At 31.2% G+C, this 14,351-nt stretch carries 12 protein-coding genes; 7 read left to right on the plus strand and 5 right to left on the minus strand.

What is annotated here, in order from left to right; translation table 11 throughout:
• Nucleotides 1-25: 25 nt before the first annotated feature.
• Entirely contained in the window at nt 26-2,215 is a 2,190-nt protein-coding gene (locus DMB68_RS07675; protein WP_110346020.1) for a glutamine synthetase III family protein, read from the minus strand.
• A gap of 428 nt (nt 2,216-2,643) precedes the next feature.
• Between DMB68_RS07675 and DMB68_RS07680 the strand changes: the two genes are divergently transcribed.
• A complete protein-coding gene (locus DMB68_RS07680) occupies nt 2,644-3,660 on the plus strand; it encodes a glutamine synthetase beta-grasp domain-containing protein (protein WP_110346021.1) in 1,017 nt (338 codons plus the stop codon).
• Nucleotides 3,661-3,836: 176 nt separating this feature from the next.
• Nucleotides 3,837-4,805: a TerC/Alx family metal homeostasis membrane protein gene (locus DMB68_RS07685; protein ID WP_110346022.1), complete on the plus strand. Its 969-nt coding sequence runs from the start codon at nt 3,837-3,839 to the stop codon at nt 4,803-4,805.
• An 89-nt stretch (nt 4,806-4,894) separates the two neighbouring features.
• Here DMB68_RS07685 and DMB68_RS07690 read toward each other — a convergent pair whose 3' ends face one another.
• From DMB68_RS07690 to DMB68_RS07705, 4 genes are all read right to left on the minus strand, one after another.
• Entirely contained in the window at nt 4,895-7,318 is a 2,424-nt protein-coding gene (locus DMB68_RS07690; RefSeq protein WP_110346023.1) for a TonB-dependent receptor, read from the minus strand.
• Nucleotides 7,319-7,513: 195 nt separating this feature from the next.
• Complete coding sequence (locus DMB68_RS07695; RefSeq protein ID WP_110346024.1) at nt 7,514-8,026, minus strand: hypothetical protein; 513 nt, start codon at nt 8,024-8,026, stop codon at nt 7,514-7,516.
• An 88-nt stretch (nt 8,027-8,114) separates the two neighbouring features.
• A complete protein-coding gene (locus DMB68_RS07700; RefSeq protein ID WP_110346025.1) occupies nt 8,115-8,981 on the minus strand; it encodes an alpha/beta hydrolase in 867 nt (288 codons plus the stop codon).
• Between the two features lie 110 nt (nt 8,982-9,091).
• Nucleotides 9,092-9,964, minus strand: a complete 873-nt coding sequence (locus tag DMB68_RS07705) for an AraC family transcriptional regulator (RefSeq protein WP_110346026.1) — start codon at nt 9,962-9,964, stop codon at nt 9,092-9,094.
• A gap of 588 nt (nt 9,965-10,552) precedes the next feature.
• Here DMB68_RS07705 and DMB68_RS07710 point away from each other — a divergent pair.
• From DMB68_RS07710 to DMB68_RS07730, 5 genes are all read left to right on the plus strand, one after another.
• Nucleotides 10,553-10,957 carry a secretion protein gene (locus DMB68_RS07710; RefSeq protein WP_110346027.1) on the plus strand — a complete coding sequence of 135 codons (405 nt, stop codon included), beginning with the start codon at nt 10,553-10,555 and terminating at the stop codon, nt 10,955-10,957.
• 372 nt (nt 10,958-11,329) lie between these two features.
• Nucleotides 11,330-11,731: a T9SS type A sorting domain-containing protein gene (locus DMB68_RS07715; protein WP_110346028.1), complete on the plus strand. Its 402-nt coding sequence runs from the start codon at nt 11,330-11,332 to the stop codon at nt 11,729-11,731.
• Nucleotides 11,732-12,334: 603 nt separating this feature from the next.
• Entirely contained in the window at nt 12,335-12,742 is a 408-nt protein-coding gene (locus DMB68_RS07720; RefSeq protein ID WP_110346029.1) for a T9SS type A sorting domain-containing protein, read from the plus strand.
• Between the two features lie 368 nt (nt 12,743-13,110).
• Nucleotides 13,111-13,518, plus strand: a complete 408-nt coding sequence (locus DMB68_RS07725) for a T9SS type A sorting domain-containing protein (RefSeq protein WP_110346030.1) — start codon at nt 13,111-13,113, stop codon at nt 13,516-13,518.
• 396 nt (nt 13,519-13,914) lie between these two features.
• A complete protein-coding gene (locus DMB68_RS07730) occupies nt 13,915-14,301 on the plus strand; it encodes a secretion protein (protein ID WP_110346031.1) in 387 nt (128 codons plus the stop codon).
• The last annotated feature ends 50 nt before the right edge of the window (nt 14,302-14,351 follow it).

Below are 14,351 nucleotides of genomic sequence, written 5' to 3' on the forward strand. Positions count from 1 at the left end.
ATTTAGAATAGTATAAAAACTTGTTCTATTTTGTAAGCAGCAATTCTCTGTATTTGGTCAATGTCCAAGTTTCATCATCAACCAATAATTCTAATTTATCACAATGATTACGGATTTCTTCAAAATAAGGTTTCACTTTGTTACAATAAGCTTCAGCCGTTTTTTGTGCATCAGTTAAATGGTTTGCAGTTCTTCTTTCGTTAGTCATAGCTTCCACTTTCGAACTGATTCCTTCAATATGACTTGAAATTTCCTTGATCAGAATAATTTGTTCTTTGGCAATCGTTTCAAATTCTTTTCCAAAAATTTCTTTAAGGCCTTTTACGTTTTCAATTAAGGTATTCTGATAACGAATAGCGGTTGGAATTACATGATTCTTAGAAATATCGCCTAAAACCCTTCCCTCGATCTGAATTTTTTTAGTATATTCTTCTAATTCTATTTCGTAACGCGCTTCTGCTTCAATATGATTTAGAATTCCGAGTTCTGCAAATAAGTCTAAGGCTTGTTTAGAAACTTTGGCTTTAATAGCTTCCGGAGTTGTTTTAAAGTTACTTAAACCTCTTTTAGCTGCTTCTTTTTCCCATGCATCGCTATAGCCGTCTCCTTCAAAAAGTATTTTTTTAGACAGTTTGATGTATTCTCTTAAAACATTGAAAATAGCCTCGTCTTTTTTCAGACCTTTAGTATCGATTAAAGCATCTACTTCAATTTTAAAATCTTTCAGTTGTTTTGCCACAATCGCATTTAAAGTTGTCATTGCATTCGAACAGTTTGAATTTGAACCAACTGCCCTGAATTCAAATTTATTTCCTGTAAAAGCAAAAGGCGACGTTCTGTTTCTGTCGGTATTGTCCAAAAGAACATCCGGAATTTTACCAACCACGTTCAGTTTTAAATCTGTTTTTTCTTCAGGAGATAATTTACCCGTAGTAACGCTTTCTAATTCAGTTAACACTTTGGTCAATTGTTCACCAATAAAAACCGAAATAATGGCTGGTGGCGCTTCATTTGCCCCTAATCTGTGATCATTACTTGCTGTTGCTATAGAAGCTCTCAACAAGGTTTCATAATCGTTAACTGCTTTTATCGTATTTATAAAGAACGTTAAAAACTGCAGATTACTCATTGGTGTTTTGCTCGGACTCAACAAGTTAACACCAGTATCAGTTGCTAAAGACCAGTTGTTATGTTTTCCTGAACCATTTACACCTTTAAAAGGTTTTTCATGGAATAAAACTTTAAAATCATGACGCTCTGCAACTTTTTGCATGACATCCATTAATAAAGAGTTATGATCTACTGCAAGATTGGTTTCTTCAAAAATGGGTGCCAGCTCAAACTGATTTGGAGCTACCTCATTATGACGCGTTTTTACCGGAATTCCCAACAACATGCATTCCTGCTCCAAATCTCTCATATAAGTAAGAGCACGTGTTGGAATAGATCCGAAATAATGATCATCTAATTGTTGTCCTTTTGCTGAAGTATGTCCCAATAAGGTTCTTCCGGTCATCATTAAATCAGGACGTGAATTTGCCAATGCTTTGTCAATTAAAAAGTATTCCTGTTCCCAGCCCAAAGTTGCCGTTACCTTTTTTACATTTTTATCAAAATATTTACAAACCTCTGTAGCTGCTTCATCCATGGCCGATAAAGCTCTTAACAATGGAATTTTATTATCTAATGCTTCACCTGTGTAAGCAATAAATACGGTAGGAATACATAAAGTTGTACCATAAATAAAAGCCGGAGAAGTTGGGTCCCAGGCTGTATATCCTCTGGCTTCGAATGTATTTCTGATTCCACCATTCGGAAAACTGGATGCATCCGGCTCCTGCTGTACCAATTGTGCACCACCAAATTTTTCTACAGGATCGCTTCCGTCATAAGAAGTTTCAAAAAAAGCATCGTGTTTTTCTGCTGTAGTCCCGGTAAGCGGCTGAAACCAGTGTGTGTAATGGGTAACACCTTTGGCCAAAGCCCACTCCTTCATTCCCATGGCGATATAATCTGCCAGCTTTCTGTCTATTTTAGTTCCGTGTTGAATAGCATCCCTCACTCCTTTAAAAGCATCTGAAGTCAAATACTGCTTCATCGCTTTCTCATTAAAAACATTTGCCCCGAAAATAGTTGACTTTCTGTCAATTTCCTCAAAATGTACAGGCTTTCTTGATGAAGCTTCCTGTAAGGCCTGAAAACGTAATGTTGACATTTATATAATTTTAAAAATTCGTAATAATATTGATTGAAATAAAGTGAAAACAAATATATAGAATAAAAAAGCCTTTTTTTATCATAAGTTTTAGATTTTTGAAAAGGATTTTTTCAATAAAAGGCACAATTTATAAAGAATTCTGAAATGCTTTTAAAAAAATATAACAAAACATACGAATAATACTAAGGAAATAAACAATTTTTCATAATTGGAACAGAAATAAAATTAAAAAACAGATATGTTTATTACGAATTTATTTTTAAAACATTAAAAAATTGCTATTTTTTAAATATACCCCTATCAAAATTGCGCTTATGTAAAAAATTATATCTATCGAAACAAAATACACCCCCTAATTTTTATGACTTAAAAAATAAATCTATATTTGACCCAGCGAAAAAACAAAAAAATTAATTTATATTATTATGGCTAAAATTAAGTTAGAGTACATTTGGTTAGATGGATATGAACCAACTCAAAATCTTAGAAGTAAAACTAAAGTTGAAGAGCACGAAAATTTCAAAGGAACGATCGAAGAACTTGGAAACTGGTCATTTGATGGTTCGTCAACAAAACAAGCTGAAGGAGGTTCTTCTGACTGTTTATTAGTTCCAGTTGCAATCTACCCTGATCCAACTCGTATTAATGGATATTTAGTAATGTCTGAAGTTATGTACGCTGACGGAACTCCACACCCTTCTAACGGTAGAGCTACAATTGATGATGATAATGATGATTTCTGGTTTGGTTTCGAACAAGAGTATTTCATCATGGATACTAAAACTTTATTGCCATTAGGATTCCCTGTTGGAGGTTATCCTGCTCCACAAGGTATGTACTACTGTTCTGTTGGTGGAAAAAACACTCACGGAAGAAAATTAGTAGAAGAACATGCTGATTTATGTATCGCTGCAGGAATCAACTTTGAAGGTATTAACCAGGAGGTTGCTTGTGGACAATGGGAATTCCAATTATTCGCTAAAGGCGCTAAAAAAGCCGGAGATGAAATCTGGGTTGCTCGTTACCTATTAGATCGTTTGACTGAGAAATATGGTTACTATATTGAATACCACCCAAAACCACTAGGAGATACAGACTGGAACGGTTCAGGTATGCATGCTAACTTCTCTAACAATGTATTAAGAACATGTGGAGATCAGGCAACTTACGAAAGAATCTGTGAAGCTTTCCGTCCTGTTACTGCTGAGCATATCGCTGTTTACGGAGCTTACAACGACCAACGTTTAACTGGTAAACATGAAACTGCATCTATCCACGATTTCTCTTATGGAATTTCAGATAGAGGAGCTTCAATCAGAATTCCTTTAATTACCGTTCAAAAAGGATGGAAAGGTTGGTTGGAAGACAGAAGACCAGCTTCAAACGGAGACCCATACAAAATTGCTGCCAGAATTATCAAAACTGTTAAATCAGCGCTATAATTTTAAGCTTAGATTATATTTAGAAAGTGCCATCGCAATTGATGGCACTTTTTTTATACCTCTTTCTCAAATAAAAAGTACATCTTTTATATTATAGCAAAAGTTAACTTTTCAATAACTAATTCTGAAATTAAAATTCATAACTTATCTTTATATAATTTTTTAAAGCTAATATCATGATAGTCTGGATTTTATTTTTGATAGCTGTATTTTTTATTCTTGCTTTAGACCTGGGCGTTTTTAACAAAACCCCACATATCATCAGCAGTAAAGAAGCCAGCAAATGGACACTCGTTTGGGTTACATTATCCTTTCTCTTTTCGGGAGTAATTTATTGGCTTTATACCACTGATTATATTGCAAACCCTGATAAGCTGCTGCCCGCTGTAGCTTCTATGAAATTCATTACAGGGTATTTAATTGAACTTTCCTTAAGTGTAGATAATATTTTTGTAATTGCGATTATTTTTGCCTCGTTTAAAATTCCACAAAAATACCAGCATCGTGTTCTATTCTGGGGAATTCTGGGCGCAATTATTTTCCGGGGGCTAATGATTTTCTTTGGTGTAATGCTCATCAATAAATTCAGCTGGACTACTTATGTGTTTGGAATTTTTCTGATTTTTACCGCTATAAAAATGCTTTTTTCAGGTGAAGATGAAGATTTTCAGCCTAAAGATTCATTCATTTATAAAACATTAGGAAAAATTATTCCGTTAACCTCTGAAACAGATGGAGAGAAATTTTTCATTGCTACCAAAACAGCAAAGAAAGCCGCTACACCGCTATTCGTAGCTTTGATTGTAATTGAAGTTATGGATGTTCTTTTTGCAGTTGACAGTGTTCCGGCAATTTTAGCTATTACATCAGATCCGTTTTTGGTATTTAGTTCTAATATTTTTGCCATTTTGGGATTGCGTTCTATGTATTTCTTTTTAGCAAATATGCTGGCAAAATTCAGTTACTTAGAATATAGTTTAGTTGCAATATTGGCCTTTGTTGGATTAAAAATGCTGCTGCACGATTATATCCACCTTCCTGAATGGGCTTCATTAGGGTTTATAGCACTTTCTCTTTTAGTTGGAATTTTGGTTTCTTTAAAATTTGGAGAAGAAAAAGTACTAACCGACTCAGAAGAAGAATAGTTTTTTTATCGAAACATATAGATCTAAAAAAGGAAATCGAAAGATTTCCTTTTTTATACTGCAAATAAACATTTATAATATTTTATCCTTTACTTTTTAATAGTATAATAAACATTCCTTACAACAGGAACACCTGATCCTGTAATTCCTTCTAAAGCTACTTTTATTTTAGTTTCAACTTTGGTGTTATAATAATTTACATTAGCACTTCCTGCCTTATCTGGATGTACATAAGGATTCCAATAAAGTGTATTTCTTACAGCCGATTTATTGTCCTCTGAAGAAATTTTTTCAGGATCCGGTGAATAAAAAACACGCGCCATGTAAAAGCCGTCTACCTCTTGTTGTATAGAATGAGAATATTCATTTTTAAGCCTGTTGCCTGTACTTGGTTTCGTATAAATTGCAATAATACCGTTACTGCTCTCGTCTCCAAAATATAACTTTGCCTGACTTCCTTTTATAGCGTCTATTTTCTCTATATCTGCCAGATAAATAGCATCTACTTCTTCTTTAAAAGCGGTCATGCCATTTATTATAAAAAGCGGTGGCGCTTCATAACGTGTAAAACGAACAGTATCATCAAAAGATACAACCCCTGCTATTTTTTGCTGAATAAGTTCATAAATATTGGTAAACAAACTTATATCCTTATCTACAGTATAACTTGCATCCGGAATTCCAAAATAAGAAATTGATCTGGATTTCTTTTTTCCTGCAATACTGACTTCATCCAGAATATTTTCAGGTTTTACTCCAAAAACTGTATATTTCTTAAAAACGTTTTCAACGATTAGTTTTGTTGATTCATCCCATTTAACCGGTTCATTTCTAAAAGCAGCAATCATTGCAGGCTGTTCAATAGGATTTACCATTATTTCGCCAGTATATTTTCCTTTTTCATTTCTGGAATTTAATGACATTTTTGTTTTTCCTGAAAACATGATATTTTCAAATTTAAAACTTCCTATTGAATCGGTATACGTCTTAAAAACATTCATATGCTTTTTATTCATCAAAACCATTCCTATTCTTTGATTCACTTTTGCTTTATTACCAAAAAGCTGCTTAACCCTACCGGTTATTGTAAAACCTTTTTCGGCTATATACTTAATATTGTCATTAGACTTTGGTATTGTTTTCCATACAAAATCACGCCAGCCTTGTGTTAAAACCAAGTTCTCTAAATGTTCAAGTCGTTTTAAATTGGCGGGATCAAAATAATATCCGGGATTGTGCACCTTTCCCCTAATATCTGATTCCATCAAAAAGTAAGAACTGATATTTGTACCAAAATCTTTCTCTTCTGTCACACCATTCATATCGGTTACGCTTAATGAAAAACTGGCAGATTTAGCAATACCTGTTTTAGATTTTGAAATAACGTTTACCGTAGCTTTTTCATTAGGCTGATAACTCACTTTGTCCGTCAATAGCTGAATGTCTAAATCCTGTTCTTTTTCAATATAGATCAAACGCTCGCTGAGTGGTTTTAAACTGCTGTCGTATAGTGTTATTTGACTGATTCCTTCGGGAGTCCTCTCTTTAGGAAGTTCAAAAGATACAACTGTTTGTGTTATAGTTTGTGCACTTTCAAAGTAGGAAACACCTTTTGCCTTGCAGACAACCGAAAGCACTGCATTTGGATTTTGCAATAAAGTTTCCTCATTGGTCATTATAGATATAATATTTTTGCCTCTTACTACCCGATAACTCAGTAAATAACCTGATTTTTCGACTCCAGGAAGCTCTGTTCTCAATTCAGGTCTATCCGGAAACTTAGTTTTTGCATAATATTTTTTTCCTTCAATGGGTATTATTTGAAATTTTCCCATACCATCATGAGCACTTGAAAAAGAAGTAACCAATTCATTATTAGAATCAAAAATTTCCCCTGTGACATCTATCGGATTTCCTTTAGCATCAACAGCCTTGAAACCCACAACGCTTGCCACATTTTGTAAGAGTGAACCGCCTTCCGGAAAAAAATCAACTTTGAAATTATTTTGTTTGCTGATTTCAGTAATCTTAATGTCTGAAATACTATTCTGAGTTTTATTAGGTTTGGAATGCGATTCAAAAACATCTATGATTTCAATATTCTTTTTAAAGACAAAATCTTCACCAAAGTTTCTATTCCAATTGGTGTAAGCACGTAACTGGTACACTCCAGGCTTTACGCCAAGGGAATCTGTTAATTGAAAATCACCGTTTCCTAACCCCATTTCCAGATTTGTCTTGTTACGTGCAACTATCTTAGAATCGGGAGAAATTAATTCTACATATAAGATATTGCTGTTATCAAAAAGCAAATTATTCTTGACACGTACGTTATAAGCTTTATAATACAAATCATCGCCAATAAAATATCGTGAATTGTCTGTATGAAGATATATTTTTTCGATATCAGGAATCGTTTTGTTTTCTTGTGCGTGTAAGCAGCCACATGCCGAAATTATACATAAAAAATAAAAGAAATTGTATTTTTTAATCTGAGTGAAAGTTTTAAACATTTAGCGAGATAGATTTTTTTATTAGAACATTAAAAGAGTTAAAAATATATAAAAATCTTATTAATTTAACCTAAAACACAAATATTATAAATAAAATATTTAATTCAACTGATTTCAATCAAATTATATATCAAATTTAATTCCATAAAAAAAAGGAAATCTTTCGATTTCCTTTTTTAGCTTTTGTACTAATTATTAATTCAATTCTTTAACTTTACTATCATCAATATTATACTTTTTAATAACTGCATTATAATCCGAATAATCTTCTTTATTAACAGATTTTGCTGTACCTGTCGGAGATCCAGGAACGATTACAATCCTAAAAGTCTGATTATCTAAAAATGCAGGGGTTAATTCTAAATCATAATTACCTTCAGCGTAAATTATAAAATGTTCAACACTAAATTCAAAATTATAACTTAGCCTTCCTTGCGGTGTATATATTGTTGTAGGGATTTGTTCCCATATTGGAGCATTTGTACCAGTCATAAAGCCAATTTTTCTATAAATCAAAATAACATCATCATCATAAAGTATTGGATTTAATTCTCTATTAATATTAAATCCATCTTGAGTATTATAGTCGAAACTTACGTTAGTGAGCTGAAAAACCTCACTAATTGTATTAGTATCATTATCATCATCCGAACAACTAGAAAACGCCATTAATCCAACAACTGCGAAAAGTGTCAATATTTTTTTCATAATTTTTATTTTTAAAGTTTATACTTAAAGGTATTCCAAAAATCAAACCAAAAAAAACTTTTAACGCATTCTTTGGGAATATTTTTACTTATTTTTTTGTAATCTCCTGATTTTTAAGCAATATTTTATTAAAAAATAATACATGATACGGCAATGCATTTTCCCAATATTCCCAGGTATGTGCGCCTGGTCTTTCCGTATAATCGTGCTCTACTTTATTGTATACCAGCCTTCTGTGGAGTTCTTTGTTCGGCTCAATTAAAAAATCATCTATGCCACAGTCAATAATCAGTGGCAGTTTATTGGCTTTTATTTTATCTATCATATTTAAAACAGCATGCTGCTCATACATTTTTATATCATTACTTTTATCTCCAAAAACAGGTTCAATCAATTTAAGAACCTGAGCAGAAGAATCACGATTCAACATTATGCTCATATCGACTGCTCCGCTCATACTTCCGGCGGCACAAAATAAATCAGGATGTTTAGCCGACAAGTACAACGCCCCATGGCCTCCCATGGAAAGTCCGGTAATGACACGGCCATTTTTATTAGCGATGGTTCTGTATGTTTTATCCACTTTCTGAATCACTTCCTTAGTAATAAAGGTTTCAAACTGGCTTCCTGAATTTACCGGACTATCGATATAAAAACTAAACGTTTCGCCTTCGGGCATTACAATAATCAGATTATACTGGTCTGCTAAGTTTTTTACAAGCTCTTTATTTGGCGTATTTTTCAGCCAGTCGCCAAAATGTCCGTAAGCGCCGTGCAATAAATACATTACAGGGAATGTTGTTTTACTTTTAGCGTATGAATCAGGCAGTACAATGGCTGCTTTGTATGTTTTATTCATTACCGTGCTGGCGACTTCTAAAGTATCAACTTTTGCTGCGTAAGAAATTCCGGTAGATACCATACAGACAAAAAGCAGCATTTTAAAATGTTTCATAGTTTTAAGTTTTAAGAAACATAAATATACCAGATTTATGTTCAAAAAAGACACAAAAAAACCATCACAAAATTGATGGTTAAGATTTTAACATGCCATAAAAAAGACTTTTACATAATCGTAGCTCTGTGTTCCTGTCTGTATTCTGAAGCACTTTTGCCTGTATATTGTTTAAACGACTTACTGAAATGACTGAAGTTATTAAATCCGCTTTCATAACAAACTTCATTTATACTAATAGGTTTCTCCGCCAAAAGCTTTGAGGCATGAACCAAACGGTATTCATTTACAAATTCGGTAAATGTTTTATTGGATATTTTTTTAAAATAACGGCAAAAAGACGGTGTAGTCATACTGACCAGTTTAGAGATTTCGTCTACAGAAATAGGCTCCTGAAAATGATCTTTTACATAACTAAATACGACATTCATTCTGTCATTGTCTGTTACCTGCATTTCCATTAGAAATCCGTCTGCGTTTAAAATGGTATATTCTTCAGAAGATGCCAGATCTTTTAAAATACTCAAAAGAGTCAGGAAACGCTCAAACGGGGACTTGTTCTCCATCAATTCCATCCTTGTTCCGATTATTTTTTTTGTTTCTCCTCCAAACGCAATACCGGCTTTGGCCTGTTCCAGCAATTTTTGAATCTTTTTCATCTCCGGGATACCAAAAAACTCATTTCCTAAAAAATCAGGTTTAAAATGGATTACAGTTTCATCGGTATTTCCTGTTTTTTCATTAGTAAATCCGCAATGTGGCAAATTGGATCCTATGAGAATCAGTGAACCATTTGTATAATAGGAAATATGACTCCCTATTTGTCTCTTACCTGCTCCCCCATTTACAAAAACAATTTCGATTTCAGGATGGTAATGCAACAAATGTGATTTACTGTTCGTTTTTTCTGCATGTTTAGTATAGGTAAACGAGCTTCCATAGGAATTTGATATTATTTCAAGAGCTGGGGCAATCGGTTTCATTTTGTAATGATTAAATAATAAGAGCAAATTTAACAAAAATACCTAAAATAATTTAAATTTTAACCTATAACGCTTTCGCAATTAACAATAACGCACAAGAACCTACAAATAACACCATTTGAAGCCTAAACATTTTAACAAGAATAAAATTAACATATTAATTTTAAAAACGAGGATTATGAAAAATATTTTAAAATTAAGTTTTCACTCTCTTATGTTAATTAAGCATTAGAAAAGCGAAAAATAAGCTTACAAATGAGTAAAAACATCAAATGGAAATCATCAAAAGAAAATTTTCAGAAAACTTATTTCAACTAAAATTGTTAAATATTAATTTTTTTCCCACAAAAATAACGATTACGACATTAAATCATTTAATGCGTTTCCATATTCTCAATTAGACAGAAATATTTGAAAAATAATAAGCAAATACACAAAAACACCAAGAATAATTCAAATTTTAACATATAACGGTTTCGTAAATGAGAATATAGCATATATATCTGCAAATAGCGTTGTGTACTTTACTATACAATCAGAGTAATTTAGCAGTATCAAATTAGAAGAAATAATCTAAAAAAATATATCATGAAAAAGACGTTAAAATTAAGTTTAGTATGTGCAGTACTTTTTGGAACAAGTACTTATGCAATTGACGGTAATGGAGATTTTGCTCTTCATGTAATTAAAGGAAACGGTAACGAAGTAACTTTTGCATTAAACAATGTAAAAAAAGCACACTTATCAATCTATGACAAAGATGGTACACTTATATATTCTGAAATTGCTTCCGGAAAAGATGGAATTTTAAGAACATTCAGTTTTGAAGAATTCCCTGAAGGAACTTATTTCTTAGAAGTAGAAGACAGTGTAAAAACTACAAAACATGAAATTACTATAAAAAACAATGTTGCTCTTTTATCTAAAAAAGCAGTTTCATCAATTTATAAAGCAGGTTTTTCTGCTCAAAATACAAACGTAGCAGTACGTTAAAAGAGTTTATACTTTCATAGTATAAAAATGAGGTTAGATAGTTAGTAAAGTTTAAAACTTAACGGTTTTTAAAACAGCTCTTGGTGGTTCTTGAGCTGTTTTTTTTGTTATCATTTTTTGAAAGTTTAATTGTGCCCCTGCTTTTAATAGGATTGAAAAAAGCTGGAAAAAGTTACGTTACTCAATTAGTCAATTTTAAATAATTGTCATCTAATTAACGAAACCGATAAAAATAACTTTATATTTTAACCTATATCGGTTTCGTAAATGAGAATATAGCATATAAATAAGAAAATTCAGTTGTGCAAAATTATATATTTCATAAGTAATTTAGCATCAGAGAATTAGAACTATTAATTTAAAACTATTGTCATGAAAAAGATTTCAAAATTAAGTTTAGTAGTAGCAGTACTTTTCGGAACAAGTACTTATGCAATCGATGGTAATGAAGGCTTTAATCTTCATGTATTAAAAACGAATGGAAACCTAATCACTTTTGCTTTAAACAAAGTAACAAAAGCAAAATTAGCAATCTATGACCAGGACGGAAATCTAATTTATTCTGAAACTGCTTCAGGTAAAGATGGAATTTTGAGAACATTCAGTTTAGAAGAATTTCCGGAAGGAACTTACTTTTTAGAAGCTGAAGACAGTATCAAAAAAGTAAGACATGAAATTACTGTTGCAAATAACAAAACAGTTTTATCATCTAAAGCAATTTCATCAGTTTACAAAACAGATCTTGCTAAAAATGCAGACGTTGCTGTTCGTTAACAGCTTACAATTTCAAAAATTGTATAAAAATGGTTAGATAGTAAAAGATTTAAAACTTAATTGTTTTCGGAAACAGCTCTTTGTGGTTATGGAGCTGTTTTTTTTGTCATTTATTTTAAAAAAAACTGATCTCTATAGTGGTGCTTTTTAGAAACGAAAAATTATTTTTAAAATTCAAGGATGTTGGTAATATTTCACATACCCTGTTAGTTTTAGCAAAATTCATTTTCTCAGATAATTTGTTCTGATTTTACCTTTTCACCTTCTTTTTAGTAATAAAACCCATTTATCACACCTTTAAATTATACTTTTTGTAATTTCAGAATAGGTCAAAATTATTATAACTTAATTTTTATCGGTATAAAATTACGACATACAAATAAAAATCAACAGGTAATTAACACATTCTCAATCGGCACAATAATTTTAAAAAATTATAACCAAATCAATCAAAACACCAACAATAATTTAAAATTTAACATATAACGGTTTCGTAAATGAGAATATAGCACATATATCTGCAAATCCAGTTGTGCACTTTACCTTACAGTTAGAGTAATTTAGCAGTATAGAATTAGAACAATAATTTAAAAAAATATAACCATGAAAAATATCTTAAAATTAAGTTTAGTAGTAGCAGTACTTTTTTCAGGAATTAGTAGCTATGCAATTGATGGTAATGGAGATTATATCCTTCATGTAATTAAAGAAGATGGTAACGAAGTTACTTTTGGATTAAACAAAGTAACAGAAGCAAAATTAGAAATATACGACCAGGATGGTACTGTAATTTATTCTGAAACTGCTACAGGTAAAGACGGAATCCTAAAAAAAATCAGATTTGAAAATTTTCCTGAAGGATCTTATATCTTAAAAGTAGAAGATAAAGTAAAAACAACAAGACATGAAATTACTATTGCTTATAATAAAATAGTTTTATCATCTAAAGCAATTTCAACAGTTTATAAAACTGTAGATGTCGCAAAAAATACAAGCGTAGCAGTACGCTAAAAAAGTTTATGCTTTCATAAGTATAAAAATGAGGTTAGATAGTTAGTAAAGTTTAAAACTTAACGGTTTTTGAAACAGCTCTTGGTGGTTCTTGAGCTGTTTTTTTATGAGCTGTTTTTTTTAATACAATTTTCGAGTGACAATAAAATAAAATCTACTGCACAACCTCACCTGTAATTCTTTTGAATACTTTGTTAAATAATAACCAAATTAACATTAACGATGTAAATAATTCAAATTTTAACCTATAACGGTTTCGTAAATGAGAATATAGCACATATATCAGAAAATCCAGTTGTGTAATTTACTATACTATTGAAGTAATTTAGCAGTATAGAATTAGAAACAATAATATAAAAAATAAAGCCATGAAAAAGATGTTAAAATTAAGTTTAGTAGTAGCAGTACTTTTTGCAGGAATCAGTACATATGCAATCGATGGTAATGGAGATTCTACTCTTCATGTAATTAAAGGAGAAGGTAATAAAGTAACTTTTGGATTGAACAATGTTACTCAAGCCAAATTATCAATTTACGATAAAGACGGTGATTTAATTTATTCTGAAAATGCTTCAGGTAAAAATGGAATTTTAAAAACCTTCAGCTTTGAAGAATTCCCTTCAGGAACTTATATCTTAGAAGTAGAAGACAGCGTAAAAACAACAAAACATGAAATTACTATTAAAGGTGATATCACAGTTATATCAGCAAAAGCAATTTCATCTGTTTATAAAGCAGGATTTTCTGCTAAAAATACAAGCGTAGCAGTACGCTAAAAAAGTTTATGCTTTTCATAGTATAAAAATGAGGTTAGATAGTTAGTAAAGTTTAAAACTTAACGGTTTTTAAAACAGCTCTTGGTGGTTCTTGAGCTGTTTTTTTTGTTATATATTTCTCACATTTAAAAATAAATATAAAAAGTTAAAAAAAATTAACAAAATATTACTTAAAAAACTTAACGCCTTGAATGTTAAAATATTAAAAATAGTTTAAAAAAATAAATCTAAACTCTTAATAAAACCGTATATGCATTAATAAAACAAGACAAATACTTTCAATTCAACAACTTAGTGTTAATAAAAAAAGAAATAAAAATTTTGAAATTAAGGAACTATTTGTAGTTTTGTCAATACCACGAAAAGAAAATTAAAATTAAAAATTAAAAAAAAAAGATGAAACAAATTTTAAGACTGAGCTTTGTTGTAGCTGTATTATTAACAACACTAAGTACTTATGCAAGTAATGAAAAAGGAGATTATATCTTGTATATCAAAACCGGAAATGGAAAAGTAGTAACCTTTACATTAAACGCTGATAAAAAATCAAACTTTTCAATTCTTGACGAAAAACAAAATTTACTTTACACAGGAGAATTTTCTGCAAATGAATTAGAAGTTTCAAAAACCTTAAGTCTTGAAACATATCCTGCCGGAACTTATTATCTAAAAGTTTTGGAAAACAACAAAGTAGTAAACCATAAAATTACCGTTTCTACAAAAAAATCAAAAACAATTGCGTTAGACCAGTCAGTAAACGAAAGTCCTGCTTTCCGTCGCTAATACTATTTTGCCCCTAATATAAAAAACAGTCCATCCCCAAGGACTGTTTT

The sequence above is a fragment of the Flavobacterium hydrophilum genome, from assembly GCF_003202405.1.
Lineage (GTDB): Bacteria > Bacteroidota > Bacteroidia > Flavobacteriales > Flavobacteriaceae > Flavobacterium > Flavobacterium hydrophilum.

Bases quoted from the DNA above. Each gene is read 5' to 3' on its own strand.
- DMB68_RS07675 (WP_110346020.1), bottom strand. From the start codon at position 2,215: ATGTCAACATTACGTTTTCAGGCCTTACAGGAAGCTTCATCAAGAAAG.
- DMB68_RS07680 (WP_110346021.1), top strand. From the start codon at position 2,644: ATGGCTAAAATTAAGTTAGAGTACATTTGGTTAGATGGATATGAACCA.
- DMB68_RS07685 (WP_110346022.1), top strand. From the start codon at position 3,837: ATGATAGTCTGGATTTTATTTTTGATAGCTGTATTTTTTATTCTTGCT.
- DMB68_RS07690 (WP_110346023.1), bottom strand. From the start codon at position 7,318: ATGTTTAAAACTTTCACTCAGATTAAAAAATACAATTTCTTTTATTTT.
- DMB68_RS07695 (WP_110346024.1), bottom strand. From the start codon at position 8,026: ATGAAAAAAATATTGACACTTTTCGCAGTTGTTGGATTAATGGCGTTT.
- DMB68_RS07700 (WP_110346025.1), bottom strand. From the start codon at position 8,981: ATGAAACATTTTAAAATGCTGCTTTTTGTCTGTATGGTATCTACCGGA.
- DMB68_RS07705 (WP_110346026.1), bottom strand. From the start codon at position 9,964: ATGAAACCGATTGCCCCAGCTCTTGAAATAATATCAAATTCCTATGGA.
- DMB68_RS07710 (WP_110346027.1), top strand. From the start codon at position 10,553: ATGAAAAAGACGTTAAAATTAAGTTTAGTATGTGCAGTACTTTTTGGA.
- DMB68_RS07715 (WP_110346028.1), top strand. From the start codon at position 11,330: ATGAAAAAGATTTCAAAATTAAGTTTAGTAGTAGCAGTACTTTTCGGA.
- DMB68_RS07720 (WP_110346029.1), top strand. From the start codon at position 12,335: ATGAAAAATATCTTAAAATTAAGTTTAGTAGTAGCAGTACTTTTTTCA.
- DMB68_RS07725 (WP_110346030.1), top strand. From the start codon at position 13,111: ATGAAAAAGATGTTAAAATTAAGTTTAGTAGTAGCAGTACTTTTTGCA.
- DMB68_RS07730 (WP_110346031.1), top strand. From the start codon at position 13,915: ATGAAACAAATTTTAAGACTGAGCTTTGTTGTAGCTGTATTATTAACA.